The sequence below is a fragment of the Roseovarius tolerans genome, assembly GCF_900109855.1.
Classification (GTDB): Bacteria; Pseudomonadota; Alphaproteobacteria; order Rhodobacterales; family Rhodobacteraceae; genus Roseovarius; species Roseovarius tolerans.
Map to the genome: position 1 here is coordinate 79,373 of NZ_FOBO01000008.1, position 25,318 is coordinate 104,690.

The window sequence follows — 25,318 nt, forward strand, 5'->3', positions numbered from 1 at the left end:
CTCCTTTCTCAGTTTGCCAGCAGCTTTGCGAAGGCTGCGGCGTTATCCGCGCCGAACCCCATGAGGTCAGCGCGCCAGCCTGTGCTGGGGTCGTGGATCGAGAGGCGGCCGTTTTCGTGCTGCCTCAAGGTGACGGGCCCGGTGCGGGCCACGTCGTGTTTGATGCGTTCGCGGTTGATCACCCGTTCGACGCCGGCGATGAAGCCGCCTTCTTCGGGCGAGAGTTTCGCGATGACGCTGCCATTGGCGTCGAGCACGGTGGCGCGTCCGCCCATGTCGCCCGAGAGGAACATCTGCCGTTTCAGCACCACCGGGCTTTCGGGCGGGGTGGAGACGAGCGGCGCGTCGGTGAAGCGCGCGTAGCTGACGATGGCCAGAACAGACAGTACCAGCACCAGCATCGCGCGGACCATCATCCGGGGGACAAGGTCGCGGTCCTGCGGGGTCTTGTATCTCGGGGCGCTTGCGTCAGTCATCGTCTGGGGCTCCTTGCTTATTCCGCCGCCATCGCGGGCTGTGATGCGGCGCGTTCGACGCGCGGTGTCGCGATCCGCGTCTCGGCGGTCTCGGCGATCAGTGCTGCGATCTTTTCGGCCTCGGGGATGCAGCGCAGCGCAGGCTGCGTGCGGCGCATCACCCAGGGGCGCACATGTGGCCAGCACACCAGATACGACAGGCGCGTGTCGCCCATCAGATCAAAGGTGATGGTGCCGGTGCCGTGCTTGCCGGGTTTGAAATCGGCGCGTCCGATCTGGGTGTAGGGCAGGTTCAGCGTCACCGTGAGCGCCGCCCCGATCCGCATCGCCACGCGGCGATTGGTGATCGTGTATAGGGTGGCGCGAGCCTGAACGTAGCCCACGACCATCAGGATCGCGCAGACCACGGCCCCCATGATCAGCAGGGGCGCGGAGGCGGCGAAGGCCGCCATCAGCGTCATCTGATCGACCAGCGTGACAAAGCGCCAGGCCGCGAGGAAGACGAAATAGCCCGCGACCCAATTGAGGCTCAGCGACTCGACGCTGAGCCGCCACCAATCGGGTTTGCCCTGCCACAGGATGTGTTCGCCCTCGGGCGGTCTCTCGGGCAGGCCGGGGACGGGTTCAACGGCAAAGTCGTCATGGCTCATGGTCTTGGTCCTTATCCCAGTTGCGGCTCGAGCCGCGCCTCGGAGGCGTAAAGCGTGCCGCCGCCGTAATAGCCCGCGATCTTGTCTTCTTCGAGCAAGGTCACCTGACGCGGTGAGGCATGCACCGGCACGCCCGCGAAATGCTTGCCGAAGATCGAGCGGATCTGCACCCGGTCGGAGCGGATGCGCACGAAGGTCATCGGCACCAGCCGCTTGCCCTCGCCCCAGGGGGCCTGCAATTCGATCTCGAGATAGCGCACCAGCTGCTCGGGTTCGTCGATCCACATGTCGCTGACGGTGCCCACGACCTCGTGATCGCCGCCCTGTACCTCGAGCCCGCGCGGGTCACGGCCTGCGGCCACCACGAAATGCTCGGTCGCCGACATCGGCACGATCTTGGGGTGGCCGTGGCCGTCCAGTTCGGGGATGTCGCGGCGCGGGGCCCAGGAGGCGGGGCCGACGCCATCGGCCATCGGATCGCCGGTCGGCACGAAGGGAAAGCCGTTGCCATGGGCGGTTTTCTCAAGCGCGACATCGGTGCGCTCAGGGTTCTGGCCCGAGGGCACGGTCACCTCGCCGCGGCCGTGCGGCAGTTTGAAGGTCTTGTCGCTTGGCACCGGGAACAGCCCCTGATTGGCCGACGGGTTGCCGTCGTCATCCTCGAGCGGGTAGCCCTCGCGCATGTTCTCGCGCTGAATGTAGAAGATCAGCACGGCGAAGAAGCCGTAGAACAGCCAGAGCGAGAGGCTCGCGAGGTCGAAATTTCCAAAGAATGGCTCGGTCATGTCAGACTCCTTTCGAGCGAACATTGGTCATGAGGGGAACTCGGCCAGCCCGATGCGGCCGCCCTCCGATTGCGATATGCTGCCGCGCGGGGTGAGCCGCACGAGCGGCCCCAGCACGACGAGGGTGAGAAAGAGAAGCGCGATTTCCGCGTGATAGACGAGCGAATAGCCGGTGGCATTGGTCGCCAGCGCCTCGCCCCAGGCGCCCGAGAGGGCTACGTGATTGACCACGTCGCGCACACCGCCGCCGATGGCGATCGACAGCCCCGCCGCCGTGGCCTGTGCCGCGCCCCATGCGCCGAGGGCGAGGCCATGGCCGCTGCCGCCTTCCTTGGCCAGAGACATGGCCGCCGTGAGGGTCGAGACCGCGAAGAGCCCGCCGCCGAAGCCGATGAGCCCGGCCCCGGCGAAGAACAGCACCGGCGATTGCATGGGGGCGGCAAAGATCACCGTGGCAAAGGCCACGATGCCCACCAGCAGACCGGTGCCCGCCATGCGGTAGGTATTCGCGCCCTTGAGCAGCGCGCGCCCGGCTAGGGCGAAGCCCGCAAGCGCGCCTGCGGCCCAGATCGCGGTCAGCACCGTGGTGGCCGAGACCGAGAGGCCCAGCACCTCGCCGCCGTAGGGCTCGAGCAGCACGTCCTGCATGTTGAAGGCCATGGTGCCGAGGAAAACCACCGCCAGCAGCCGCCCCGCCGTGCCACCCTTCATCAGATCGCGCCAGGCATCGCGGAATTGCGGGCGCGGGGCCTCGCGTTCGGCGCGGGTCATGGGGCTGAGCTTTTCCTGCTTCCAGAGCGCGATCAGGTTGAGGATGATGCCGACCGAGGCCGCGCCCTGCACCACGCGCACCAGCGTGAAGGGGGCGAAATCGCGCAGGAGCCAGCCGATCACGATGGCCGAGAGCGCCATGCCCAGAAGGAACATCACGTAGAGGAGGGCCACGACACGGGGCCGTGTTTCATCGGTGGCCCGATCAGAGGCGAGCGCCAGACCGGCGGTCTGCGTCATGTGGAGGCCAAGGCCGGTCATCAGGAAGGCGATAGCGGCCAGCACCTCGCCCGCCCATGTCGGGCCGACCTGTTGCTGTCCGCTCAGCACCAGAAGGGCGAAGGGCATGACCGCAAGGCCACCCATCTGCCAGAGGGAGCCGAACCAGAGATAGGGGATGCGCTTCCACCCGAGGGCGGAGCGGTAGGTGTCGGACCGGAACCCCAGAAGCGCGCGGAACGGGGCGATCAGGACGGGCAGGGCGATCATCACCGCGACGATCACGGCAGGCACCGACAGTTCCACGATCATCACGCGGTTGAGCGTGCCCAGAAGCAGCACCGTCGCCATGCCGACCGAGACCTGAAAGAGCGACAGACGCAGGAGTTGGCTGAGCGGCAGGCCCTCGCTTGCCGCATCGGCAAACGGCAGCCAGCGCGTGGTGACCGCCATCAACTGTGCATTCGTGCGTTTCCAGGCCTGCCCGATCATCCCCGCACCTCCATCGCCTGTGAGATGTAGAAGCCGCGCGCGATCCGGTCGAGCGGGGTGAGGCGGGCGTTGCTGCCCGCCGCGCGCAGGCCCTGTGCCAGCCGGGCCGCCGAATGCGGCACCATCACCGGGGAGCGGTCAGCGCGCGGAAAGAGCTTGCCCACCCGCCACATCGCCATCAGCAGCGGCGTGCGCGGGGCGACGGTAAAGATGATCCCGCCGCTGGTGCGCGCTGCCAATTCGGTAAGCGCGCGCGCCAGATCGGGGGCGGTGTAGTAGATCAGGCTGTCCATCGCGAGGACATGATCGAAGCGTCCGAGGTTTTTGGCCAGCATATCGCCAGAGTGAAAGGAAACATGTCTTTTAAGGCGGGTATCAAGCCGTTTTTGTGCGATTTCGACAAGTGCGGGGGAGATGTCCACCGCCACAACATCAGCCCCGCGTGCCGCCAGTTCCGCCGTCATCTGCCCAGCCCCGCAGCCCGCATCGAGGATGCGCGCGCCGCGCAGATCGTCGGGCAGCCGCGCCAGCATCTGCGCGCGCATGGTATCGCGCCCCTCGCGCACCGTCTGGCGGATCTTCGACACCGGCGCATCGCTGGTCAGCGCCTCCCAGGCCCGGGTGGCGGTGCGGTCGAAATAGGTCTCGACCCGCGCGAGTGTCTGATCATAGGACATCAATCGAACCCCAGAAGCTCAAAGATATCGCGGTCTTCCATCGGCGAGGGGGCCAGCGGATCGGTGCCGTTCCAGAGGTGCTGTGCAAGCCCGGTGTAGATATCACGGACCATCTGCACCTCCTCGTCGGTGTCCATCTCGAACAGCGTCTTCTTCTTGAGGCGCGAGCGGCGGATGGCGTCGATGTCGGGCATATGCGCGATGCGGTTGAAGCCCACGACATCGCAGTAGCGGTCGACCTCGTCGGTGTCCTTGGAGCGGTTCGCCACGCAGCCCGCAAGCCGCACCTTGTAATTGGCGGATTTCGCCTGCACGGCGGCGATAATCCGGTTCATCGCGTAGATGCTGTCGAAATCATTGGCGGTGACGATGAGCGCCCGGTCGGCATGCTGCAAGGGCGCAGCAAAGCCGCCGCAGACCACGTCGCCCAGCACATCGAAGATCACCACATCGGCATCGTCGAGCATGTGGTGCTGTTTCAAGAGCTTCACCGTCTGGCCGACAACGTAGCCGCCGCAGCCGGTTCCGGCGGGCGGGCCACCGGCCTCGACGCATTGCACGCCGCCCCAGCCTTCGGTCACGAAATCCTCGGGGCGCAGTTCTTCGGAGTGGAAATCGACATCCTTGAGAATGTCGATCACCGTGGGCTGCAGTTGCCCTGTCAGGGTGAAAGTGCTGTCATGCTTGGGGTCGCAGCCGATCTGCAATACCCGCTTGCCCATGGCGGCAAACGCCGCCGAGAGGTTCGACGAGGTGGTCGATTTGCCGATCCCGCCCTTGCCATAGACCGAAAACACCTTGGCGCCCTCGATTTTCATCGAGGCATCCTGATGCACCTGCACCGATCCCTCGCCGTCCTGTCCCCGAAGGTTCGGGATATCGTCGCGCGGGCTCATATAGTCCTCCAATCGGCTTGCGCCGTGTTTGCGTGGTTCTTCTTGGTCGAAATACTCCGGGGTCCGGGGCAGCGCCCCGGATGTTCGCCATATGCGCTCCGGTAAGTCATTCTGCGGCCACCCCTTCCATCCGGTCCTCGATTGCGTCGGCGGCGGCGCGCAGGGCGTCGAGCGTGGCCGCATCCGGGGTCCAATAGGCGCGCTCATGCGCCTCGATCAGCCGGTTCGCCATCCGCGAGGAGGCGGCGGGGTTGAGCGCGCTCATCCGCTCGCGCATCGCCTCGTCGAGCACGAAGGTCTCTGACAGGCGCTGATAGACCCACGGTTCCACCTGTCCGGTGGTGGCGGACCAGCCCATCGTATTGGTCACATGCGCCTCGATCTGGCGCACGCCCTCGGCACCGTGCCCCAAGAGGGCCTCGTGGAATTTCGGGTTGAGCGAGCGCGAGCGGGTTTCGAGCGCCACCTGATCGGCCAGCGTCCGCACCTTGCCCGCGCCGCGCGTGGTGTCGGAGATATAGAGCGCCGCCTCTTGCCCGCCGCGGGCGCGTTTCACCGCGCGGGCGATGCCGCCGAGCGTGTCGAAATAGTGATCGACCGTGGTGACGCCGAGTTCGATCGATTCGAGGTTCTGATAGGCGAGATCGACGGTGCGCAGCGTTTCCTGCAAAAGCGCGCTTTGCTGCTGCGCCTTGCCGTTGACGCCGTAAGCAAAGCTCTTGCGCGCCTCGTAGGCGTCTGCCAGTTCGTCCTCTTCGCCGAAGGCGGAACTGTCGACCATCTGGTTGACGTTGGAGCCGTAGGCGCCTTCGGCATTGGAAAAGACGCGCAGCGCGGCCTCGTCCATGTCGCAGCCGGTGCGCTCGATATGGGCCAGCGCATGGGCGCGGATGAAGTTCATCTCGACCGGCTCGTCGGCTGAAGCGGCCTTGAGTGCCGCCTCGGCCAGAAGCCGGGTTTGCAGGGGCAGCAGGTCGCGGAAGATGCCCGAGAGGGTCATCACCACGTCGATGCGGGGGCGGCCCAGGGTTTCCAGCGGGATGAGATCCGCGCCGCAGAGCCGCCCGAAGGCGTCGAACCGTGGCGTCGCGCCGATCAGGGCGAGCGCCTGTGCCAGTGGCGCGCCGTCGGATTTGATATTGTCCGAGCCCCAGAGCACCAGTGCCACGCTGCGCGGCAGGCTGTGATGAGTGTCGAGCAGGAGCTGCGCCTGTTTCGCGCCCTCCCGGCAGGCGAATTCCGAGGGCATGCGGAACGGATCGAACGCATGGATATTGCGCCCGGTGGGCAGGATGTCGGGCGAGCGGATCAGGTCGCCGCCATGCACCGGTGCGGTAAAGCGTCCCTCGAGCGCGTTGAGGAGCGCGGGGATCTCGGTGTCTTGTTGCAGATGCGCGTCGGCCTGAGCGCGGGTCGCGTCATCGGCATCGGCCATCAGGTCGAGATAGTCGGCGCGGGCCGTGGCCGTCATCGGGCGGCCCAGAACGTGCAGGCCTTCGGGGATCAGCGCCGCTTCGGTCTCCAGCAGGCGCAGCCAGAGCCCCGCGATATCGCTGCCGTCGAGATCGACCGCCGCCGCCTGTTCGGCGATCAGCGCCTCAAGCTCTGTGCGCTCGGGGGCATCATCCGCCATTTCGCGCCAGCGGGTCAGGCTGTCTTTCAGTTCCGTCAGCCCCTTGTAGAGCCCGGCCACCGCCAGCGGCGGGGTGAGATGCGTGACCGTCACCGCGCCTGTGCGCCGCTTCGCCAAGGTCGCCTCAGAGGGGTTGTTGGCGGCATAGAGATAGATATTCGGCATGTCGCCGATCAGCCGGTCGGGCCAGCAGGCATTGCCGGGCCCTGCCTGTTTGCCGGGCATGAATTCGAGCGCGCCATGCATGCCGAAATGCAGGAGGGCATCGGCGCGGAACGCGTTTTTCAGCCAGAGATAGAACTGTGTGAAAGCATGGGTCGGGGCAAAGCCGCCCTCGAAGAGAAGGCGCATCGGGTCGCCCTCATAGCCAAACGCCGGTTGCAGCCCGACGAAGACATTGCCGAATTGGCGGCCCAGGATATAGACGCCGCGCCCGTCGGATTGCACCTTGCCGGGGGCCGCACCCCATTGCGCCTCGATCTCGTTCAGCCAGGGCGTGCCGCGTACGATCTCGTCGGCGCCGACATGGGCGGCGATATTGGCCTCTTGGCCATATTGCGCGGCATTGCCACCCAGCACCTCGGCGCGCAGATCCTCGACCGTTTCCGGCGGGGTGAGGTCATAGCCGCGGGCGGCCATGGCGTGCAGGGTGTTGTGCAGCGATTGGAAGACGTCGAGATAGGCCGCCGTGCCCGCCGCGCCCGCATTGGGCGGAAAGCCGAAAAGGACAATGCCCACACGACGCTCGGCCACGCGCGAGCGCCGGAGTGCGACCTGCTTTTCGACGCGGGCTGCCAGCACCTCGATGCGCTCGGGGCAGGGGGCCATTTCCTTGACCGTGGACTGTGCCGCGCAGTTGCGCGCGCAGCCCCGGCAGCCCTGTGCGCCATGGCGACCGGCAAAGACCGTGGGGTTGGTCGCGCCGTCAAGCTCGGGCAGGGCGATGAGCATGGTGGTCTCGATCGGGCCAAGGCCCTGCTTGGAGCCCGCCCATTGATCGAGCGTCTGAAACTCCAGCGGATGGGCCGCGATATAGGGCAGGTCGAGCGCGCCAAGCGTCTTGAGCGCGGCGGCGTTGTCATTATAGGCGGGACCGCCGACGAGGCTGAAGCCGGTCAGCGACAAGAGCGTGTCGATCTTCGGACCGGTCTCATCGGTGAAGAACGCCTCGATTGCCGGGCGTCCGTCGAGACCGCCGGCAAAGGCGGGCAAGACGCGCAGGCCGCGCGCCTCGAGCGTGCGGATGACGGTGTCGTAATGCGCGGTATCGCCCGCCAGCACGTAGCTGCGCATCATCAGGAGGCCCACGGTGCCCTTGGCCGCCGTTGGGGCGGGCAGGGCGGCGGGGTCGGTGGTGATGCGCTCGGGCAGGTCGGGGTGATAGAGGCCGGTATCGGGATATTCGATCGGCGCGGGGGCGGTGACACCGCGCCAATCGGCGCGACGGCAGTAGCGCGACAGAAGGAACCGCACCATCGCCTCGATATTGTCGTCCGAGCCACCCAGCCAGTATTGCATGATCAGGAACCATGCGCGCAGGTCCTGGCTCTTGCCAGGGATGAGGCGCAGGATCTTGGGCAGGCGGCGCAGCATGCGCATCTTCTTGGCGCCGGATTCGGTCGAGGGTTTGCCGGAGCCGCGCAGTTTCTTGAGCAGCTTCATCGCGCCCGAGGCGGGCGCGCCCATGTCGAGCGTGCCCATGCGGGTGAGTTTCACGATCTGCGCATCGGCGATGACGCCCGCCATCGCGTCGCAATCGGCGCGGCGGGCCTTGAGGTCGGGCAGGATGGCGTTGATATGCTCTTCGAGGAACAGGAGGTTGGCGATCACGATATCGCCTTGGGCAATCGCTGTCCTCGCCTCGGCCAGAGCCTCGGGGCATTCGCCCCATTCGGCGGCGGCGTGGACGCTGAGTTCGAGCCCCGGGAAGTCGCCCGCCAGCCGTTCGGCGACACGCGCGCAGGGGCCTGCCGCATGGGCATCGAGCGTGAGGATCACCACGCGGTAGGGCTTGGGCGCCGTCATGTCGCGATCAACGTGCATAATGCGCCTTTGCCTCGTATAGCGTGTCGATGCCGATTTCGTGGACGCCTTGATTGGCGGCGAAGGTTTCGGTGTTGCGCCGCGCCTTGCCGCGCACGAAGAAGGGGATCTTCTTCAATTCGCGCTCGGCCTCGTCGAGCCAGATGACGGTGCCTGTCGTCGCCGCGTCCGCCGTTTCCGGCTGCTTCGTCTCTGATGCGGGCGTGCTGTGGTGGCCGCCGTGATGGCTGGCCCCGGCGGCGTCGTTGAATTCGAAATCGTCGCGGAACATGTGCAGCAGGTGCTCTTCCAGCCCCATGACCAGCGGATGTACCCAGGTGTCGAAAATCACATTCGCGCCCTCGATCCCCATCTGCGGGGAGTAGCGGGCGGGGTAGTCCTGGACATGGACGGGGGCGGAGATCACGGCGCAGGGGATGTTGAGACGCTTGCCGATCATCCGCTCCATCTGGGTGCCGAGGATCATTTCGGGGGCGAGCGCCTCGATGGCGGCCTCGACCTCTAGGTAGTCGTCGGTGATCAGCGCCTCGACGCCGTACTCCTTGGCCAGCTTGCGGATGGGGCGGGCCATTTCGCGGTTGTAGCAGCCCATGCCCACGACCTCGAACCCCATCTCGTCGCGGGCGATGCGGGCGGCAGCCGCGACATGGGTGCCGTCGCCGAAGAGGAAGACGCGCTTGCCGGTCAGGTACGTGCTGTCGACGCTAGCCGAATACCAAGGCAGGCGCAGGCGGCTCTCGTCGATCTGCGGCGTGAGGCCGGTGAGGGAGGCCACCTCGGCCATGAAATCGCGGGTGGCGCCGACGCCTATGGGGACGGTCTTGGTGAACGGCAGTTCAAGCTCGCGCTCCATCCAGCGGCAGGCGGCCTCGCCGGTTTCGGGATACATCAGCACGTTGAAATGTGCGGCCCCGAGCCGGGCGATGTCGGAGGGCGAGGCACCGTAGGGGGCGCAGACATTCACCGCGATGCCCATATCGGCGAGCATGCCGGTCAGTTCGGTGATGTCGTCGCGGTGGCGGAAGCCCAAGGCCGTCGGCCCGATCAGGTTGCAGCTGACATGGGCGGTCTTCTCGACCGGTTTTGCCAGCGCACGGGTGATCTGAAAGAAGGTCTCATCCGCGCCGAAATTTTCCTTGCGCTGATAGCTTGGCAGTTCGAGCGCGATCACCGGGACGGGCAGGCCCATCGTTTCGGCCATGCCGCCGGGATCGTCCTGAATGAGTTCGGCGGTGCAGGAGGCACCGACGATCATCGCCTCGGGCTTGAACCGCTCGTAGGCGTTCTGGCAGGCGGTCTTGAAGAGGTTGGCGGTGTCGGAACCGAGATCGCGCGCCTGAAAGGTGGTGTAGGTCACCGGCGGGCGGTGGTTGCGGCGCTCGATCATGGTGAAGAGCAGATCGGCATAGGTGTCGCCCTGCGGGGCGTGGAGCACGTAATGCAAGCCGGTCATCGCGGTGGCGACGCGCATCGCGCCGACATGGGGCGGGCCTTCATATGTCCAGAGCGTCAGCTTCATTCCGCCGCCTCCAGATGCAGGGCCGCGCGGCGGCGCAGGGGGCGTGAGAAGAGCCCGGCGAGATCGCCCGCCTGTTCGTAGAAATGCACCGGGGTGAACACCAGTTCGATGGCCCATTTGGTGGTCAGGCCCTCGGCTTCGAGCGGGTTGGCGAGGCCGAGGCCACAGACCGTGAGATCGGGGCGCGCGGCGCGGCAGCGTTCGAGTTGCAGATCCACGTCCTGACCTTCGGCGATCTGCGGGCCCTCGGCCAGAAGATCGAGATCGGGGCCGAGAATGGCCTTGTGCAGGTAGGGAGTGCCGACCTCCAGCGCCTGCATGCCGCATTCGCGGGTGAGAAAGCGCGCCAGAGGGATCTCAAGCTGGCTGTCGGGGAAGAAGAAGACGGTCTTGCCAGCGAGCGTTTCGGCGGCTTGCTTGACCGCACGGCGGGCGCGGGCACGGGGCGCGTCAGTGACGGCATCAAAACGCGCCCGTTCGACACCGAATTCCTGCGCGAGAGCGGCTAACCAAGCGGTCGTGCCCTCCTCGCCAAAGGGTAGCGGTGCAGGAACATGACGCGCCCCGCGCCGTTCAAGGGCGGCATGGGTGCCCCCCAGGAACGGCTGGGTGAGGGCGAACACGGTGTTCGGGCCCACAGCAACCGGGTCATCTGCATGGCGCGCAGGCAGGACAGACACCTTGTCGATCCCCATCTGCGCCAGAAGGTCAAGCGCCTGATCCTCGACAACGTCGGGCAGCGCGCCGACCAGCATCAGCTGGCGTTCGTCGGTCTTGGGAAGAGCGGGGACCATCGAGGCGAGGCAGGCATCCTCGCCCTCGGTAAAGGTCGTCTCAATCCCTGAGCCGGAATAGTTGAGCACCCGCACCTTGGGCGCGTGGCGCAGGGTCAGCCGTTCGGCGGCGCGCGCCAGATCGAGCTTGATCACCTCGGAGGGGCAGGAGCCGACGAGGAAAAGCTGACGGATATCGGGGCGGCGGGCGAGCAGGCGCTCGACCTCGCGTTCGAGTTCTTCCTGCGCGTCCTTGAGGCCCGCGAGATCGGTCTCTTCGAGGATCGCGGTGCCGAATCGGGGCTCGGCGAAGATCATCACGCCAGCCGCAGATTGCAGCAAATGTGCGCAGGTGCGCGATCCGACGACTAAAAAGAAGGCATCCTGCATTTTGCGGTGAAGCCAGATGATGCCGGTGAGACCGCAGAACACCTCGTGTTGTCCGCGCTGTTTGAGGACCGGTGCGTCGCGGCAGCCGCGGGTCGGCGGGGGGGCGTCATGGCGGGTCATACGGCGCCCTCCATCTGCCGCCGGGCGGCGCGCAGCTTGAGCAGGAACTGACCGGCATTGATGACGTAGGCGGTATAGGCGGCGAGCGCGAGGGCCATCAGTTCCACGGGCGGGAGCGCGCCTGTGTAGAGCGCCCAGACATAGGCGGTGTGCAACGCGATTACCGCGAAGCTGAACACGTCCTCCCAGAAAAAGGCGGGGGCGAAGAGGTATTGCCCGAACACCACCTTTTCCCAGATCGCGCCGGTCACCATGATGAGCAAGAGCAAGCCGGTCTTGGCGAGGATCGACAATGTCGCGGCCTCGTAGCCGGTTCCCGTCAGCAGGTAGCGGATAACCAGCACAAGCGACACGAGAAACACCAGGAATTGCAGCGGCGCAAGAATCCCCTGGACCAGTGTCCAGACACTCGCGTCACGACGCGCGCGCTGTTCCTCTGTGTAGAGCGCGCCTGAAGCGTTGGTGGTCTGCGCTTGCTGCGCCATTTGTCCCCCTCACAGGCAAGTTTGTCTTGGTTCATGCTAAGTGCGGGACGGGCAAAGTGTCAATTATAATTTACACCTGTCATTTCGCGAATGTCACCCGTTCTGGACGCCCTTTCAAGAATCGACCAGTCACCGCGATCAATCAAAATAGCCTTGCTGCACGGCAGAAAAATGAAAATAATGAAACGGGAATTCAGTGTGCTAGCGGGTTTGACATCAAACATGTCAGAAAATTTTGACATTTGACCTTCGCGCGCGCAGACTAAATCAATCTCAGTTGCTTAGATGCGTGCCATTGCATGCGAGGTCGCTGCGACGGGCTTGGAGGAGGGGATAACATGCAAGACGAGGGACAAGAGGGGCAGCCCGGAATATCCGGCGGACAGGGCAAGGGAATTCGCTTTCTGGTTGAGTCCGCGCTGCGATCCGTCGCCTCGGCGAGCCACAACACGGAACCCAAGACGCGCGACGAATGGATCACGCAGCTTTGCGCGGCGCTGGTGTCGGAATCGGAGACCAGCCACAAGGCGGTGATCTCGTCGCTGATCGCCAAGGGTGTGACGCAGCGCGAGGTGTTCCAATCCTATATCCCCGATGCTGCCCGCGTGCTGGGCGAAATGTGGGTGCAGGACCGCGCCAGTTTCGTCGACGTGACGCTTGGCGCGTCGCGGCTTCAGGCGCTCTTTCGCAGCTATGGCGAGGACGGATTCGATCGCTGGATGGACCGCAGCATCCCGCTTGGCCAGTCGGTTCTGATGATCATTCCCGAGTTCGAGCACCACTCGCTTGGGGCGTTTGTCGCGGCGGATCAATTCCGTCGGCACGGGCTCTGGGTTCACATGGGGATCGGGCTTAATCGCGAGGAATTGACCAAGCTTATCTCGAGTGGCCGCTTTTCCATGCTGGGCTTGAGTGTGGCGACGCGGAAAACGGTTGAAAAGGTGACGGAATTAATAGATTACATCCGGGCTAACAATCCTGACTGCCCGCCGATCGTCATTGGTGGCCGCGTCGTTGACGACGCGCGGATGATAGAGCGCCGCACCGGGGCAGATCATGCCGTGACGTCGATCCGCGAAGCGATCGAACGATGCGGTCTGGCTGCGGTCGGACAAGAACTGCCGTTCGACTCGGCTCTGTAAGAGCGGGAGGGCGCGTAAAACCGGAGTAAAGGTGTGACCAAGCAGGAACGGACATCGGAACGACTGTGCGCTGGTGCTCTTCCTGATCCGGGGGCCGTCGACAATATCATAGAGCAGGCCTCGGATATCGCCGTGATGGTGGACGAGGCCGGTGTCGTGTCGGGGATTTCGGTCAGTCCGGAATGCCCGTCCCTGGGCTGTCTTGATCATTGGGTCGGGCGCGAGTTCATCAGTTTCCTGACGTCTGAGAGCGAAGAGAAATTCACCGCGCGCCGACGCGAGATGCTGGGTGACCCCAAGGCCGTGCCGCGTCCGGTCGAGCTCAATCACATCGACAACGCCACCTGGGAATTTCCGGTGCGCTACACGCTGCACCGGGTCACCGGGCAGGGCGTTCTATTGTTGGGGCGCGACATGCAGCCCGTCGCCGAGGTGCAGCAGCGTCTGTTGCGCGAACAGCAGGCCCGCGAGCGCGACCAGCAGCGCCTGCGCGGCGGCGAGACCTATTACCGCGTCGTGCTGGAGGCGTCCGAGACGCCGATGGCGCTGGTCGATCCCGAGAGCGGGCGTATTCGCGACATCAACAGTGCGGCGGCGCATCTGCTTGGCTCCAAGCCCGACACGTTGGCGGGCACCGCGTTCGCGCAGGCCTTCGAGGGCCGCCGTCGTGGCGAGTTCATGGAGGCGGTGCATGGCGCGGCCCAGGCCAGCGAGACCAAGGGGGTCGAGGTGGTGGCGCGGCGCAACGGGCGCATCGTCATGGTATTCCCGGAGTTTTTCCGCGCCTCGGGCGATCTGGTGCTGTTGTGCCGGATCAATCTGGTCGATGAGAAGGATGCCAGCGGACCGGAGTTTACCCAGGCGCTTGCGGCGCTCTTTGCGGCCTCCAGTGATGCGATCGTGCTGACCGATTCCAAGGGTATGATCCGCGACGCCAACGAAGCGTTCCTGATCATGGCGGATGCCGCGCAGTTGCGGGACGTCAAGGAGCAGTCGCTGTCGGAATTCCTGTTGCGAGGCGCGGTCGATCTCAAGCTGATCCTGGAGACGGCGGCCAAGTCGGGGCGGATGCGCAGCTATGCCGCGCAGGTCAAGAGCATCGTCGGCACCCGTGCGCCGGTGGCGATCTCCGCCGCCCGGCTGCGTCATCGCGGGGGCGATCTGGGCTTTGGCCTGATCCTGCGCGAGCAGACGCCGAGCGATTACCCGGCCGCCGAGGGCGCGGTCGCGGTGAGCGACGAGGCGATGAAGAACGTCATGGATCTGGTCGGCACGGCGTCGTTGAAGGAACTGGTCTCGGCCACCTCAGATGTGGTCGAGAAGATGTGCATCGAGACGGCGGTGCAGCTGACCGGCAACAACCGGGTTGCAGCGGCGGAAATGCTGGGCCTGTCGCGCCAGAGCCTCTACGTCAAACTGCGCAAATACGGGATCCTGAACTCCGACAGCGAGGGGTGAGGTTTAGCTCTGGGGGGTGCTCAGGGCGGGGTTTTGCTTGTTGCTGCCGTTCTTGGATCAAAGCACCTGCGCGATACGCGGTCGAAGACCGCCGCGCATCGACGGACCGCCCCGACGGCACGGCGATTTGGCTGCAACCTGCGCATCACATGGATGTTTTCCTGACTTGGCGGAGATAAAGGTGTGACGAACAGGCGTTGGATCGCCGCACCACGGCCCGTCGATGCGCGGCTCACGGCAAAGTGCCCTTAAGCCCAAAACTGACAGGCCATATCCCCCGTCACCACAACAAAACCCTTTATCCGACTCGCAATGTATAGTTTAGTTGACACTATGAGTGTCACTTATTCATTACGCGATGCGCGCCGCCTGCCGAAACCGCGCGCCATGCTCACGCTGATCAAGCCGATCACGTGGTTTCCGCCGATCTGGGCCTATCTATGCGGCGTCGTCTCGTCGGGTGTGCCGCTGACATCCGCGCCCTGGCTGGTGCTGATCGGGATGGTGCTGGCCGGGCCGGTGGTCTGTGGCATGAGCCAGGCGGCGAATGACTGGTGCGACCGGCATGTGGACGCGATCAACGAGCCCGACCGGCCGATCCCTTCAGGGGCCATTCCGGGCCGGTGGGGTCTGTGGATCGCGCTGGCAATGAGTGGCCTCGCGCTGGTGCTTGGCTCGACGCTGGGGCCGTGGGGCTTTGGTGCGACCGTCTTTGGCGTGCTCGCGGCCTGGGCCTATTCGGCGGAGCCGGTGCGGCTCAAGCGGTCGGGCGTCTGGGGTCCGGGCCTTGTGGGGCTGTGTTATGAGGGGCTGCCGTGGTTTACCGGGGCCGCCGTTCTGGCCGCCGGTGCGCCTGCGGGTGAGGTGGTGATCATTGCAGCGCTCTATGCGCTTGGCGCGCATGGCATCATGACACTCAATGATTTCAAGGCGCTGGAAGGCGACCGGCAGACCGGGGTCAACTCGCTGCCCGTCACGCTTGGGCCTGAGCGCGCGGCGCGGGTGGCCTGCGTGGTCATGGCGCTGCCGCAGCTGGCGGTGATCGGGCTTTTGCTGGCCTGGGACCGTCCGTTTCATGCCGCTGCCATCGGTTTGCTTGTTCTGGCACAACTCTGGGCGATGCGCATTCTGCTCTCCGATCCCAAGGGCCGCGCGCCCTGGTATAACGGCACGGGCGTGACCGCATATGTCACCGGCATGATGATCGCCGCCTTTGCCATTCGCACGATCGGAGGGGTGGGATGAACCTGAGCTGGCTGCAAATCTTTCGCATGGGTCTGGTGCAGATGTGCCTTGGCGCGGTGGTGGTGCTCACCACCTCGACACTGAACCGGCTGATGGTGGTGGAACTGGCGCTGCCTGCGGTGCTGCCGGGGCTTCTGGTGGGGCTGCATTACGGCATTCAGATCACCCGGCCGAATTGGGGCTTTCTGTCGGATACCTCGGGCAACCGTACCCGCTGGATCATCGGCGGCATGGCGGTGCTGGCGGCGGGCGGCTGGATGGCCGCGCTTGGCGTGGTGATGATGGGGACGCAGTTTGGCGCGGGGCTGGCGCTGTCGATTCTGGCCTATGCGCTGATCGGTTTGGGGGCAGGGGCGTCGGGCACCTCGCTTCTGGCGCTGCTGGCAACGGCCTGTGCGGCGCGCAGGCGCGCAGCAGCGGCGACGATTACCTGGCTGATGATGATCGCGGGGATCGCCATAACGGCGGGCACCGTGGGCGCGTTTCTTGATCCCTATACACCTGCGCTGCTGCTGCGGATCGTTGGTATCGTGAGCGTGGGTGCGGTCGTTCTGACCATGCTGGCGATCTGGGGCATTGAGGCGCGCACCGGCGCGCAGCCGCTCAAGGCGGACGGCCCTGTGCGGTTCCGCGAGGGTTTGGCCGAGATCTGGGCCGAACCCGAGGCGCGCAACTTCACGATTTTCGTCTTCCTGTCGATGACCGCCTACTTCATGCAGGAACTGATCCTGGAGCCTTATGCCGGGCTGGTCTTTGGCATGACGCCGGGGCAATCCACGCAGCTGTCGGGCGCGCAGAACGGGGGCGTGTTTCTGGGCATGCTGACGGTGGGTATCGCGGCCACGGGGCTGCGGCTTGGCTCCATCCGGCATTGGGTGGTGGCGGGTTGTCTTGGCTCGGCCATGTCCTTGGGGGTGATCACGGCACTCGGGGCGTCGGGCGTGGCCTCGGCGTTGGTGCCGGCGGTTGTGTTGCTGGGGTTCTTCAACGGCATGTTCGCGGTGGCGGCTATCGGCGCGATGATGGCGCTTGCGGGGCAGGGGCGCGGATCGCGCGAGGGCACGCGCATGGGGCTCTGGGGTGCGGCGCAGGCGATTGCGGCGGGCTTTGGCGGGCTGGTCGGTGCCGCAGCGGTCGATGTGATGCGCCGGGTGATGGTGGCGGATGCCCCCGCCTTTGGCGCGGTCTTTGCCTTTGAGGCTGCTTTATTCGTGCTCTCGGCGCTTCTGGCGCTGAGGGTGATTGATCACGGTCGTGACCGCGGTGCTGCGACCCTCGTTCCGGGAGAATGAGCATGTATGATGTTGTTATCGTTGGCGGTGGCCCCTCGGGGGCTACGGCGGCCGAGGATCTGGCGCGCTCGGGTCACAGCGTGGCGCTGCTGGATCGGGATGGGCGGATCAAGCCTTGCGGCGGGGCGATCCCGCCGCGCCTGATTGCGGATTTCGATCTGCCAGACGAACAGCTTGTGGCCAAGATCAGCACCGCGCGGATGATTTCGCCCACCGGGCGACATGTGGACATCCCCATCGAGAACGGCTTTGTCGGCATGGTGGATCGCGAGCATTTCGACGAGTTCCTGCGCGCCCGCGCAGCATCGGCCGGGGCCAAGCGGGTCACTGGCACCTATCTGCGGATCGACCGCGCGGGCGATGCGCCCGCCGTGATCTACCGTGACAAGGCGAGCGGCGAGGAGCGTCGGCTTGAGACCCGGCTGATTATCGGCGCGGATGGCGCGCGCTCGAACGTGGCGCGGGACGAGGTGCCGGGCGGCGACAAGATACCCTATGTCATCGCCTATCACGAGATCATCGAGGCCCCGCAGGCCACTGGGGCCTATGACCCGGCGCGCTGTGACGTGATCTATGACGGCGCGATCTCGCCGGATTTCTACGGCTGGGTGTTCCCGCATGGCAAATCGGCGAGCGTCGGCATGGGGTCGATGGTCAAGGGGGTGGATCTGAAACAGGCGACGGCGGCGTTGCGCGTTTCCAGCGGGCTTGCCGATTGCCCGACCATTCGCCGCGAGGGCGCGCCGATCCCGCTCAAGCCGCTCGATTGCTGGGACAATGGCCGCGACGTGGTGCTGGCGGGCGATGCGGCGGGGGTGGTTGCGCCGTCCTCGGGTGAAGGCATCTACTATGCCATGGTCGGCGGTCGGGTGGCCGCGACGGCGGCGGCGGCGTGCCTTGCGTCGGGGCGGGTGAAGGACCTGCGGCTGGCCCGGCAGCTCTTCATGCGCGAGCATAAAACCGTGTTCCGGGTGCTGGCCTCGATGCAGAATGCCTATTACAAGTCGGATGAGCGGCGCGAGCGGTTCGTCTCGCTCTGCCATGATATCGACGTGCAGCGCCTCACTTTCGAGGCCTATATGAACAAGAAACTGGTGAAGGCCCGCCCGATGGCGCATCTCAGGATCGGATTGAAGAACCTCGCGCATCTGACCCGGCTGGTGCCGGCGGTCTATACATGAGCGTGATGATCCCGACATGGGTGGGCGGCGATCTGGTCGCTGTCGAGAAGCTGGAGGTGCATCGGCGCGGGCTGCGGCACAAGGCGGTGTCGGTCTTCGTGATGTGTGGCGAGCGGGTGCTGTTGCAGCGGCGCGCCTTGGGCAAGTATCACACGCCGGGCCTGTGGGCGAATACCTGCTGCACGCATCCGAATTGGGGCGAAGACCCTGCGACCTGCGCGCACCGTCGGCTGGATGAGGAACTGGGAATAACCGGGCTGGACCTAGGGTATCGCGACCGCGTGGAATACCGCGCCGATGTGGGAAACGGCCTGATCGAACATGAGGTGGTCGATATTTTCACCGCCGAGGTCGCGTCGCCCATTCCCGTCACCCCCAATCCCGACGAGGTGATGGAGGTGGAATGGTGCGCCATGGACGATTTGCGCGCGCGGATCGCGGATGATCCGTCGCGATTTACCCCGTGGTTGCGGATCTATCTCGAAGAGCACCGGGCGCAGATTTTCGCGTGACGTCGGGCCGGTTTACTGCCGCGCCGCCTCAATCGCGGGCAGAAGGGTTTTTTCCATCACCCGGTCGGTGATCGGCCCGGCAAAGCGCAGCACGATCTGCCCGTCGCCGTCGATCACATAGGTTTCCGGCACGCCGTAGACGCCCCAATCAAGCGCCATGCGGCCCTGTGCATCGGCACCGAGCGCCGTGTAGGGATTGCCCAACTCTTCCAGAAACCCGAGCGCATTGCCCGACTTGTCCTTGTAGTTCACGCCGTAGATGGTGAGGCCGCTTTCGGCGAGTTCTTCGAGGTTGGGGTGTTCGACCCGGCAGGGCGCACACCAGCTGGCCCAGTAGTTAACGAGGGTGACATCGCCCGCGCGCAAATCGGCATCGGTGAAGGGGGCACCGTCGCCCAACGACGTGACCGCGACCGCGGGTGCGGTCTTGCCTTGCAAGGCAGAGGGCAATTCATTCGGGTTGTCGCGCCCCAGCCCGACGAGGGCCAGCCCCGCGAAACCGGCGAAGATCACCAGCGGGGCAATCATCAGAGGTGACAGCTTAGCCATTGGATTTCACCTTGCGTTCAACCTCTTCGAGGTCGCTCTTGATGCGTTTGGAGCGGCGCAGGCTGAGCCAGACGATCAGTGCCAACAGCACCAATGAGACGGCATAGGACGACAGCACCGCGTCGGCATATTTTCCCAGATCAGGCATCATGCGCCCATCCTTTCGCGGGCCAGCAGCGCGCGCATGCGCCGCGCGCGGATCTCGGTTCGGGTGCGCATCAGCACCAGCGCGATGAACAGCAGGACAAACCCGGCCATCGCCACCAGCAGCGGGTACCAGAACACATCGGCCACGTTTTCCTCCTTGTCGAGGCTGAGCGACGCGCCCTGATGCAGCCCCTGATTCCAGAAATTCACCGCGTAGCGGCTGAGCAGCGCAAAGACCGAGCCCACCAGACACAGGATCGAGGTGAGATCGGCGGCGGTGTCGTCATTCTCGATCGCCTCCCACAGGGCGATATAGCCGAGATAGAAGAGGAACAGGATCAAGAAGCTCGTGAGGCGCGGATCCCAGGCCCACCATGTGCCCCACATCGGTTGACCCCAGATCGCCCCGGTCAGCAGCGCGATCACCGTCATGATCATCCCCACGGGGGCGGCGGCGCGGGCGGCGAGGGCGCTGACGTGATGGCGGCGCACGATCCAGACCAGCGAGGTGACGAGCATCATCATCCATGCGTTGATCGCCATCAGCGCCGCAGGCACATGCAGGTAGATGATCTTGACGGTGGAGCCCTGCCGGTAGTCATCCGGCGTGAAGAAAAACCCCCAGACCAGCCCCACCACCAGCGTGAGTGCGGCCGACCACGCGACCCACGGCAAGACGCGGTCGGTGGTCTGGATGAATTTCTTGGGATTGGCATATTCCCAGAGCGAATTCAGGCTCATCCCGTTTCCTTTGTTCATCGCAGGTTGACCCTCAATACCGCAGCCGAGGCAAAAGGCAAAAGCGCGATGGTGCCGCAGGTGATCCCCGCGAGTAGCAGCAGCGGCGTGGTGATATCAAACCCTTCCGCGCCGCGCCGCGCCATCTCGGCTCCGAAGATCAATGTAGGCACGTAGAGCGGCAGCACAAGCAGGCTGAGGAGCAATCCGCCGCGTTTGAGGCCGACGGTCAACGCCGCGCCGAACGTGCCGATCACGCTGAGTGCGGGGGTGCCGAGGGCGAGCGAGAGGGTGAGCCACAAAAAGCCCGCCTCGGGCAGGTTCAGCAGCACGCCCAGAACCGGGGCCACCAAGACAAGTGGCAGGCCCGTGGTCAGCCAGTGGGCGAGCGCCTTGACGCTGACGATTCCCTCCATCGGCAGGGGCGAGGTGGCGAGCAGGTCGAGGCTGCCATCTTCCCAGTCGAGGGCGAAGATCCGGTCGAGCGACAGCAGGCAGGCCAGAAGCGCGCCGAGCCACAGGATGCCCGGCGCGATCTTCGAGAGAAGCGCGCTTTGTGGGCCGACGCCGAAGGGCACCAGCACCACGACGATCAGGAAGAACGACAGGCCAAGGCCAAAGCCGCCCCCGGCGCGCATCGCCAGCCGGATATCGCGCATCAGCAGCGCGATCACAGGAAGGCCCCGTCGAAATCTTCGATATCGAGCGGCTTGGCCCGGAGGGGCCCGACATCGAGCAGCTGAGCCTCGGCAAGGCCAAGGTCGATATGCGTGGCGATGAGCGCGGCCCCACCCTGTGCCAGATGGGCGCGCACGGCGGCGGCGAACATCGCAACGGCGTCCGTGTCGAGCGAGACGGTCGGCTCGTCCAGTACCCATATCGCGCGGCCGGTCACCAGAAGGCGCGCAAGGCCGAGCCTGCGTTTCTGCCCGGCCGAGAGCGCACCTGCGGGACGCGCGGCCAAGGGGCCGAGGGCGAAGGCGGCGATTGCGGCGGAAATATCATGATTTCCAAACGCTTGCGCCCAGAAGTTGAGGTTCTCCGTGACCGTGAGCGTCGGCTTGATCCCGTCGGCATGGCCCGCGTAGACGAGGCTTTCGGGTGTCACATGAACCTGTCCCGACAGCGGCGGCTGCAACCCTGCGATGGTGCGCAAAAGCGTGGTCTTGCCGATGCCATTGGGCCCGCGCAGCACCATCGCCTGACCGGCCCCGAGCCTCAGGTTCAGCCCTTCGAGGACGGGTATTCCGCCGCGTGCTATGCTCAGATCGGTTACGGTCAGCATCATGCGCCTGCTTTAGCCCGAAACCGGGCGCGCGAAAAGCGCCAAGGCTGCGCGCATCGTCACACGGGCAATGCCGCCACCGCCACGCGCCGCCCCTCAGAGAGGAGCACGTTATAGGTGCGGCAGGCGGCGGGGGAACTCATCGTCTCGACACCGACATTGGCCTCTTCCAGCGCGTGGCGCAGATCGGCGGGGATATGGGCCACCTCGGCGCCGGTGCCGATGAAGATCACGTCGACCTCTTGGGCGAGGTCCAACAGGGGCTTTTTATCATCAAACCCGCCCCAGCCGCGCGCCGATTTCACGGTCACGAGGATCGCGCCCTCCATCACCTCACCTGCGACGCGGAAGAATCCGGGCCCGTAGCCGTCAATCGGCGTGGCTCCGGCAAAGCTGATTTCGGTCATCTGCATGGCAGTGTCTCCTTCACGTCCAGAGTGGCAGGCCGCTCAGCACGGCAAGGCCGATCACGGCATAGGCCGCCCAACGGTAGAGCCGCTCGTGGCGCGGGTCAAACAGCGCCTGTCCGATCAGTGAGGTGATGAGGTAAGGCACCGCCAGCACCAGCGCGAGCGTCACAAGACCAACGGTTACGGTGCCGCGCACCAGCAGGTTGGCCACGATCACCACGTCGAGGACGGCGAGGAAAAGGATGGTGTTGGCCCGCACCCGCTGCGCTACCGACTGCCCGGCAAGGTAGAACAGGATCACGGCAGGCCCGGTGAGCCCGGTCAGCCCGCCGATGCCCCCCGCTGCGGCCCCGATGCCCGCAAGCTGCGGGCGATTGACCCGGCCAGAGAAGCGCCAGCCAGAGATCAGTGCGGCCAGCGTGATGGCGGCGATCACCGCCACGCACCAGCGGATCAGCACCGGATCGAGCCGTGTCATCAGCCACAGACCAAGCGGTACGGTCAGCACTGCGGCAAGCGCCAGCAACCCGACCTCGCGCCGGTTTGCCTGTCCCCAGGCGCGCGGCAGGAGTGCCGCCGAACTGACCAGCCCGGTGAGCATCATCACCCCGACCACGATTTGCGGCGCGAGAAATATCCCCGCCACGGGCACGAAGATCAGCGCCGTTCCAAAACCGGTAAAGCCGCGCACGATCCCCGCCACGCCAATCGCCAGCAAGAGCCAGGGCAGCCCCGGCGTGGCAAGGGCTGTGCCGAGTGCCTCAGGCATCTACATTGGCGAATTGCGTCCCGGCATTGGCGTCGGGCTTGGACCAGTCGCGCTTGACCCCGAGCCACATCAGCACCGTCGAGGCCACGAAGATCGACGAGTAGGTGCCGACGATCACGCCCCAGATCATCGCGAAGACAAAGCCGCGGATCACGTCACCGCCCAAGAAGTAGAGCGCGAAGAGCGCCAGCAGGGTGGTGACGGAGGTCATCATCGTGCGGCTCAGGGTTTCGTTGATCGAAATGTTGAGCACTTCGCGCAGCGGCTTCTGCTTGTATTTGCGCAGGTTCTCACGGACCCGGTCAAAGACCACCACCGTGTCGTTGAGCGAATAGCCCACGATGGTAAGAAGGGCGGCGATGATCGCCAGATCGAACTGGATCTGCAATTCCGAGAACACGCCCACGGTAAGCGCCACGTCATGCACAAGGGCGATCACCGCGCCGACGGCGAACTGCCACTCGAAGCGCAGCCAGATATAGACCAGCACCGCCCCGATGGCGAGGGCGACGGCGATGATCGCGGCCTGAATAAGCTCTCCCGAGACCTTGGGCCCGACACTTTCGACGGAGGTGAATTCGATATCCGGCACCGCCGATTGCAGGGCTGCCTCGACGTCGGAGATCACTTCCGGTGTCACGCTCTCGGTGTCGTCCTGCGCCTGAATGCGGACCATGGCGACGTTTTCATCGGGGCCGAACGTGGGGTCGAATACCTCGGTGATGGAGATATCGCCCAAGCCCAGAGAGCCGACCGCGTCGCGGTATTGGCCGACATCCACCGGCTCGGTGCTTTGGGTGCGGATCGTGGTGCCGCCCTTGAAATCAATCCCGAAATTCAGCCCCTGCAGCCCGAAAGAGCCAAGTGCGACGAGGATCATCACGCCGGAAATCCCTAGCCACAGCTTCCACCGGCTGAAGAAATCGAGCGAGGTCTGCTCAGGTACAAGGCGCAGCGCGCGGCCCGTGAGCACGGTCTTTGGGCGCTTGCGTTCGAACCACATGACCGCGATCAGGCGGGTGACGAAGAGCGCGGTGAAGACCGAAGTGATGATGCCAAGGCCAAGCGTGATCGCAAAGCCGCGCACCGGGCCAGAGCCCATGGCATAGAGGATCAGGGCCGTGAGGAAGGTGGTGATATTGGCGTCGACGATGGCGCTCATCGCCTTTTCATAGCCCAGTTCGATGGCGCGGGCGGCCCCCTTGGCGGTCTTCATCTCTTCCTTGATGCGCTCGAAGACCAGCACGTTGGCATCCACCGCCATGCCGATGGTCAGCACGATCCCGGCGATGCCGGGCAGGGTGAGCGTCGCGCCGATCAGGCTGAGCAGGCCGAAGATCAGCCCGACATTGATAATGAGGGCGATATTGGCGAAGATGCCGAAGCGCCCGTAGGAGGCGACCATATAGGCCAGCACGAGGACGAAGGCGACGATACAGGCGAGCTTGCCGGCCTCGATGCTGTCTGCGCCGAGTTCCGGTCCGACGGTGCGTTCCTCGAGAAATTCTAGACCGGCGGGCAGCGCGCCCGCGCGCAGGAGCACGGCCAGCTGGGTGCTTTCCTCAACGGAGAAATTGCCGGTGATGATGCCCGATCCGCCGGGGATATGGCTCTGGATCACCGGGGCGCTGATCACCTCGCCATCGAGCACGATGGCGAAGGGATTGCCGATATTGTCGGCGGTGTAATCGCCGAATTTTCGCGCCCCGGTCGGGTTGAAGCGGAACGACACTGCAGGCCGTCCGTTCTGGTCGAAATCGGGCTGCGCGTCGACCAGTTCCTCGCCGGTGACAACGGGGGTGCGTTCGAGGATGTAATAGACGCCGTCCTCGTCGAGCGAGGGCAGGATTTCGTTGCCGACGCCAGGGTTTTCATCGGCGCTGGAGGAGCGGCTGACCACGGGCTGGAAGGTGAGTTGCGCGGTGGTGCCGATCAATTCCTTGAGTTCGGCGGCGGAGCCGATGCCGGGCACCTGGATCAGGACGCGGTCGGCGCCCTGGCGCATGATCGTCGGCTCGCGGGTGCCGGTTTCGTCGATGCGGCGGCGGATGATTTCCAAAGCCTGACGCACGGTGCGCTCATCGGTGGCGCGTTGTTCGGCCTCGCTGAGGCGGATGATCACCTCGGCCCCGTCGGTGGTCACGTCGATATCGGTGGAGCCCGCGCCGGTCAGGCTGGTGACCGGACGGGCGAGGCCGCGCACGAGGCTCGCGGCCTCTTGGGCCATCTCGGGGCGCTCAACCAGACGGACACGAAGTTCAGCGTTTTCAGAGTTTTGCAAGCGGATCGGGCCGACGCGGTCGCGCTCTTCGCGCAGGAGATCGCGGACCTCGGGCCACATCCCTTCGACCCGTGCGGCATAGACATCCTCAACCTGAACCTCGGCGAGGAGGTGGGCGCCGCCGCGCAGGTCGAGGCCGAGATTGACGAGGCTCGACGGCATCCAGTCGGGCCAGAGGGCGAGTTCGTCCTGCAGGGCGGCGGGGTCGGCGCCGGCCTCGATGGCGGCGGCTGCGTCATTATGCGTCTCGACCCGGGAGTAGAAACCATTGGGCAGGGCGAGCAGCAGCCCGAGCGCGACAAGGCCCATTATGGCAAGGCGTTTCCACAGGTCGATTTGCAACATGATATTGCCTTTTCAATGGGTTAGGCGCGCAAGTG

General features: G+C 65.2%; 25 protein-coding genes. 6 read left to right on the top strand and 19 right to left on the bottom strand.

Annotated features, from left to right (window positions below):
- Nucleotides 1-8: 8 nt before the first annotated feature.
- The 11 genes from puhC to BMX04_RS19565 form a co-directional block, all read right to left on the bottom strand.
- Entirely contained in the window at nucleotides 9-476 is a 468-nt protein-coding gene (gene puhC, locus BMX04_RS09650) for a photosynthetic complex assembly protein PuhC (protein ID WP_074786040.1), read from the bottom strand.
- A gap of 17 nt (nucleotides 477-493) precedes the next feature.
- On the bottom strand, nucleotides 494-1,126 hold the full coding sequence (puhB, locus tag BMX04_RS09655; protein WP_074786041.1) for a photosynthetic complex putative assembly protein PuhB: 633 nt from the start codon (nucleotides 1,124-1,126) through the stop codon (nucleotides 494-496).
- Nucleotides 1,127-1,137: 11 nt separating this feature from the next.
- Nucleotides 1,138-1,911 carry a photosynthetic reaction center subunit H gene (puhA, locus tag BMX04_RS09660; RefSeq protein ID WP_074786042.1) on the bottom strand — a complete coding sequence of 258 codons (774 nt, stop codon included), beginning with the start codon at nucleotides 1,909-1,911 and terminating at the stop codon, nucleotides 1,138-1,140.
- A 27-nt stretch (nucleotides 1,912-1,938) separates the two neighbouring features.
- Nucleotides 1,939-3,393: a PucC family protein gene (locus BMX04_RS09665; RefSeq protein ID WP_074786043.1), complete on the bottom strand. Its 1,455-nt coding sequence runs from the start codon at nucleotides 3,391-3,393 to the stop codon at nucleotides 1,939-1,941.
- Nucleotides 3,390-4,070 (bottom strand): magnesium protoporphyrin IX methyltransferase, encoded by a 681-nt coding sequence (gene bchM, locus BMX04_RS09670; RefSeq protein WP_074786044.1) that lies wholly within the window; start codon nucleotides 4,068-4,070, stop codon nucleotides 3,390-3,392. The genes BMX04_RS09665 and bchM overlap by 4 nt, the downstream gene beginning before the upstream one ends.
- On the bottom strand, nucleotides 4,070-4,966 hold the full coding sequence (bchL, locus tag BMX04_RS09675; RefSeq protein WP_074786045.1) for a ferredoxin:protochlorophyllide reductase (ATP-dependent) iron-sulfur ATP-binding protein: 897 nt from the start codon (nucleotides 4,964-4,966) through the stop codon (nucleotides 4,070-4,072). The genes bchM and bchL overlap by 1 nt, the downstream gene beginning before the upstream one ends.
- Nucleotides 4,967-5,072: 106 nt before the next feature.
- Entirely contained in the window at nucleotides 5,073-8,642 is a 3,570-nt protein-coding gene (locus BMX04_RS09680; RefSeq protein WP_074786046.1) for a magnesium chelatase subunit H, read from the bottom strand.
- Nucleotides 8,632-10,161 (bottom strand): ferredoxin:protochlorophyllide reductase (ATP-dependent) subunit B, encoded by a 1,530-nt coding sequence (bchB, locus tag BMX04_RS09685; RefSeq protein ID WP_074786047.1) that lies wholly within the window; start codon nucleotides 10,159-10,161, stop codon nucleotides 8,632-8,634. The genes BMX04_RS09680 and bchB overlap by 11 nt, the downstream gene beginning before the upstream one ends.
- A complete protein-coding gene (locus BMX04_RS09690; RefSeq protein ID WP_074786048.1) occupies nucleotides 10,158-11,444 on the bottom strand; it encodes a ferredoxin:protochlorophyllide reductase (ATP-dependent) subunit N in 1,287 nt (428 codons plus the stop codon). The genes bchB and BMX04_RS09690 overlap by 4 nt, the downstream gene beginning before the upstream one ends.
- The gene (bchF, locus tag BMX04_RS09695; protein WP_074786049.1) at nucleotides 11,441-11,929 is read right to left on the bottom strand and encodes a 2-vinyl bacteriochlorophyllide hydratase; all 489 of its coding nucleotides are present in this window, start codon (nucleotides 11,927-11,929) and stop codon (nucleotides 11,441-11,443) included. Before bchF ends, BMX04_RS09690 begins: the two co-directional genes overlap by 4 nt.
- 59 nt (nucleotides 11,930-11,988) lie before the next feature.
- Complete coding sequence (locus tag BMX04_RS19565) at nucleotides 11,989-12,153, bottom strand: hypothetical protein (RefSeq protein WP_217644453.1); 165 nt, start codon at nucleotides 12,151-12,153, stop codon at nucleotides 11,989-11,991.
- Nucleotides 12,154-12,267: 114 nt separating this feature from the next.
- On the opposite strand from BMX04_RS19565, the gene BMX04_RS09700 reads away from it, so the two are divergent.
- The 6 genes from BMX04_RS09700 (at nucleotide 12,268) to idi (ending at nucleotide 18,759) form a co-directional block, all read left to right on the top strand.
- Complete coding sequence (locus BMX04_RS09700; RefSeq protein ID WP_244888516.1) at nucleotides 12,268-13,071, top strand: cobalamin B12-binding domain-containing protein; 804 nt, start codon at nucleotides 12,268-12,270, stop codon at nucleotides 13,069-13,071.
- Nucleotides 13,072-13,104: 33 nt separating this feature from the next.
- Entirely contained in the window at nucleotides 13,105-14,529 is a 1,425-nt protein-coding gene (gene ppsR, locus BMX04_RS09705; RefSeq protein WP_074786050.1) for a transcriptional regulator PpsR, read from the top strand.
- 333 nt (nucleotides 14,530-14,862) lie between these two features.
- On the top strand, nucleotides 14,863-15,774 hold the full coding sequence (gene chlG / locus BMX04_RS09710) for a chlorophyll synthase ChlG (RefSeq protein WP_074786051.1): 912 nt from the start codon (nucleotides 14,863-14,865) through the stop codon (nucleotides 15,772-15,774).
- Complete coding sequence (locus BMX04_RS09715; RefSeq protein WP_074786052.1) at nucleotides 15,771-17,066, top strand: BCD family MFS transporter; 1,296 nt, start codon at nucleotides 15,771-15,773, stop codon at nucleotides 17,064-17,066. The genes chlG and BMX04_RS09715 overlap by 4 nt, the downstream gene beginning before the upstream one ends.
- Before the next feature lie 2 nt (nucleotides 17,067-17,068).
- Nucleotides 17,069-18,247, top strand: coding sequence for a geranylgeranyl diphosphate reductase (locus BMX04_RS09720; RefSeq protein WP_074786053.1), 1,179 nt, complete (start codon nucleotides 17,069-17,071; stop codon nucleotides 18,245-18,247).
- Nucleotides 18,244-18,759, top strand: a complete 516-nt coding sequence (gene idi, locus BMX04_RS09725) for an isopentenyl-diphosphate Delta-isomerase (RefSeq protein ID WP_074786054.1) — start codon at nucleotides 18,244-18,246, stop codon at nucleotides 18,757-18,759. Before BMX04_RS09720 ends, idi begins: the two co-directional genes overlap by 4 nt.
- A 12-nt stretch (nucleotides 18,760-18,771) precedes the next feature.
- On the opposite strand, the gene BMX04_RS09730 is transcribed toward idi, so the two are convergent.
- The 8 genes from BMX04_RS09730 to BMX04_RS09765 are packed head-to-tail and all read right to left on the bottom strand — an operon-like array spanning nucleotide 18,772 to nucleotide 25,283.
- Nucleotides 18,772-19,308, bottom strand: coding sequence for a DsbE family thiol:disulfide interchange protein (locus BMX04_RS09730; RefSeq protein ID WP_074786055.1), 537 nt, complete (start codon nucleotides 19,306-19,308; stop codon nucleotides 18,772-18,774).
- Complete coding sequence (gene ccmD, locus BMX04_RS09735; protein ID WP_050661177.1) at nucleotides 19,301-19,459, bottom strand: heme exporter protein CcmD; 159 nt, start codon at nucleotides 19,457-19,459, stop codon at nucleotides 19,301-19,303. The genes BMX04_RS09730 and ccmD overlap by 8 nt, the downstream gene beginning before the upstream one ends.
- On the bottom strand, nucleotides 19,456-20,196 hold the full coding sequence (locus BMX04_RS09740) for a heme ABC transporter permease (protein ID WP_050661286.1): 741 nt from the start codon (nucleotides 20,194-20,196) through the stop codon (nucleotides 19,456-19,458). Before BMX04_RS09740 ends, ccmD begins: the two co-directional genes overlap by 4 nt.
- Before the next feature lie 14 nt (nucleotides 20,197-20,210).
- Complete coding sequence (gene ccmB, locus BMX04_RS09745; RefSeq protein WP_050661176.1) at nucleotides 20,211-20,867, bottom strand: heme exporter protein CcmB; 657 nt, start codon at nucleotides 20,865-20,867, stop codon at nucleotides 20,211-20,213.
- Nucleotides 20,864-21,481 (bottom strand): heme ABC exporter ATP-binding protein CcmA, encoded by a 618-nt coding sequence (gene ccmA, locus BMX04_RS09750; protein WP_074786056.1) that lies wholly within the window; start codon nucleotides 21,479-21,481, stop codon nucleotides 20,864-20,866. Before ccmA ends, ccmB begins: the two co-directional genes overlap by 4 nt.
- Nucleotides 21,482-21,537: 56 nt before the next feature.
- Entirely contained in the window at nucleotides 21,538-21,891 is a 354-nt protein-coding gene (locus tag BMX04_RS09755) for an Mth938-like domain-containing protein (RefSeq protein WP_074786057.1), read from the bottom strand.
- A gap of 13 nt (nucleotides 21,892-21,904) precedes the next feature.
- The gene (locus tag BMX04_RS09760; protein WP_074786058.1) at nucleotides 21,905-22,657 is read right to left on the bottom strand and encodes a sulfite exporter TauE/SafE family protein; all 753 of its coding nucleotides are present in this window, start codon (nucleotides 22,655-22,657) and stop codon (nucleotides 21,905-21,907) included.
- Nucleotides 22,650-25,283, bottom strand: a complete 2,634-nt coding sequence (locus BMX04_RS09765; protein WP_074786059.1) for a protein translocase subunit SecDF — start codon at nucleotides 25,281-25,283, stop codon at nucleotides 22,650-22,652. Before BMX04_RS09765 ends, BMX04_RS09760 begins: the two co-directional genes overlap by 8 nt.
- Nucleotides 25,284-25,318 lie beyond the last annotated feature (35 nt).

Coding starts and splice junctions, on each gene's coding strand:
- puhC (WP_074786040.1), bottom strand. CDS start 476: ATGACTGACGCAAGCGCCCCGAGATACAAGACCCCGCAGGACCGCGAC.
- puhB (WP_074786041.1), bottom strand. CDS start 1,126: ATGAGCCATGACGACTTTGCCGTTGAACCCGTCCCCGGCCTGCCCGAG.
- puhA (WP_074786042.1), bottom strand. CDS start 1,911: ATGACCGAGCCATTCTTTGGAAATTTCGACCTCGCGAGCCTCTCGCTC.
- BMX04_RS09665 (WP_074786043.1), bottom strand. CDS start 3,393: ATGATCGGGCAGGCCTGGAAACGCACGAATGCACAGTTGATGGCGGTC.
- bchM (WP_074786044.1), bottom strand. CDS start 4,070: ATGTCCTATGATCAGACACTCGCGCGGGTCGAGACCTATTTCGACCGC.
- bchL (WP_074786045.1), bottom strand. CDS start 4,966: ATGAGCCCGCGCGACGATATCCCGAACCTTCGGGGACAGGACGGCGAG.
- BMX04_RS09680 (WP_074786046.1), bottom strand. CDS start 8,642: ATGCACGTTGATCGCGACATGACGGCGCCCAAGCCCTACCGCGTGGTG.
- bchB (WP_074786047.1), bottom strand. CDS start 10,161: ATGAAGCTGACGCTCTGGACATATGAAGGCCCGCCCCATGTCGGCGCG.
- BMX04_RS09690 (WP_074786048.1), bottom strand. CDS start 11,444: ATGACCCGCCATGACGCCCCCCCGCCGACCCGCGGCTGCCGCGACGCA.
- bchF (WP_074786049.1), bottom strand. CDS start 11,929: ATGGCGCAGCAAGCGCAGACCACCAACGCTTCAGGCGCGCTCTACACA.
- BMX04_RS19565 (WP_217644453.1), bottom strand. CDS start 12,153: ATGTTTGATGTCAAACCCGCTAGCACACTGAATTCCCGTTTCATTATT.
- BMX04_RS09700 (WP_244888516.1), top strand. CDS start 12,268: ATGCAAGACGAGGGACAAGAGGGGCAGCCCGGAATATCCGGCGGACAG.
- chlG (WP_074786051.1), top strand. CDS start 14,863: ATGAGTGTCACTTATTCATTACGCGATGCGCGCCGCCTGCCGAAACCG.
- BMX04_RS09715 (WP_074786052.1), top strand. CDS start 15,771: ATGAACCTGAGCTGGCTGCAAATCTTTCGCATGGGTCTGGTGCAGATG.
- BMX04_RS09720 (WP_074786053.1), top strand. CDS start 17,069: ATGTATGATGTTGTTATCGTTGGCGGTGGCCCCTCGGGGGCTACGGCG.
- idi (WP_074786054.1), top strand. CDS start 18,244: ATGAGCGTGATGATCCCGACATGGGTGGGCGGCGATCTGGTCGCTGTC.
- BMX04_RS09730 (WP_074786055.1), bottom strand. CDS start 19,308: ATGGCTAAGCTGTCACCTCTGATGATTGCCCCGCTGGTGATCTTCGCC.
- ccmD (WP_050661177.1), bottom strand. CDS start 19,459: ATGATGCCTGATCTGGGAAAATATGCCGACGCGGTGCTGTCGTCCTAT.
- BMX04_RS09740 (WP_050661286.1), bottom strand. CDS start 20,196: ATGAGCCTGAATTCGCTCTGGGAATATGCCAATCCCAAGAAATTCATC.
- ccmA (WP_074786056.1), bottom strand. CDS start 21,481: ATGATGCTGACCGTAACCGATCTGAGCATAGCACGCGGCGGAATACCC.
- BMX04_RS09755 (WP_074786057.1), bottom strand. CDS start 21,891: ATGCAGATGACCGAAATCAGCTTTGCCGGAGCCACGCCGATTGACGGC.
- BMX04_RS09760 (WP_074786058.1), bottom strand. CDS start 22,657: ATGCCTGAGGCACTCGGCACAGCCCTTGCCACGCCGGGGCTGCCCTGG.
- BMX04_RS09765 (WP_074786059.1), bottom strand. CDS start 25,283: ATGTTGCAAATCGACCTGTGGAAACGCCTTGCCATAATGGGCCTTGTC.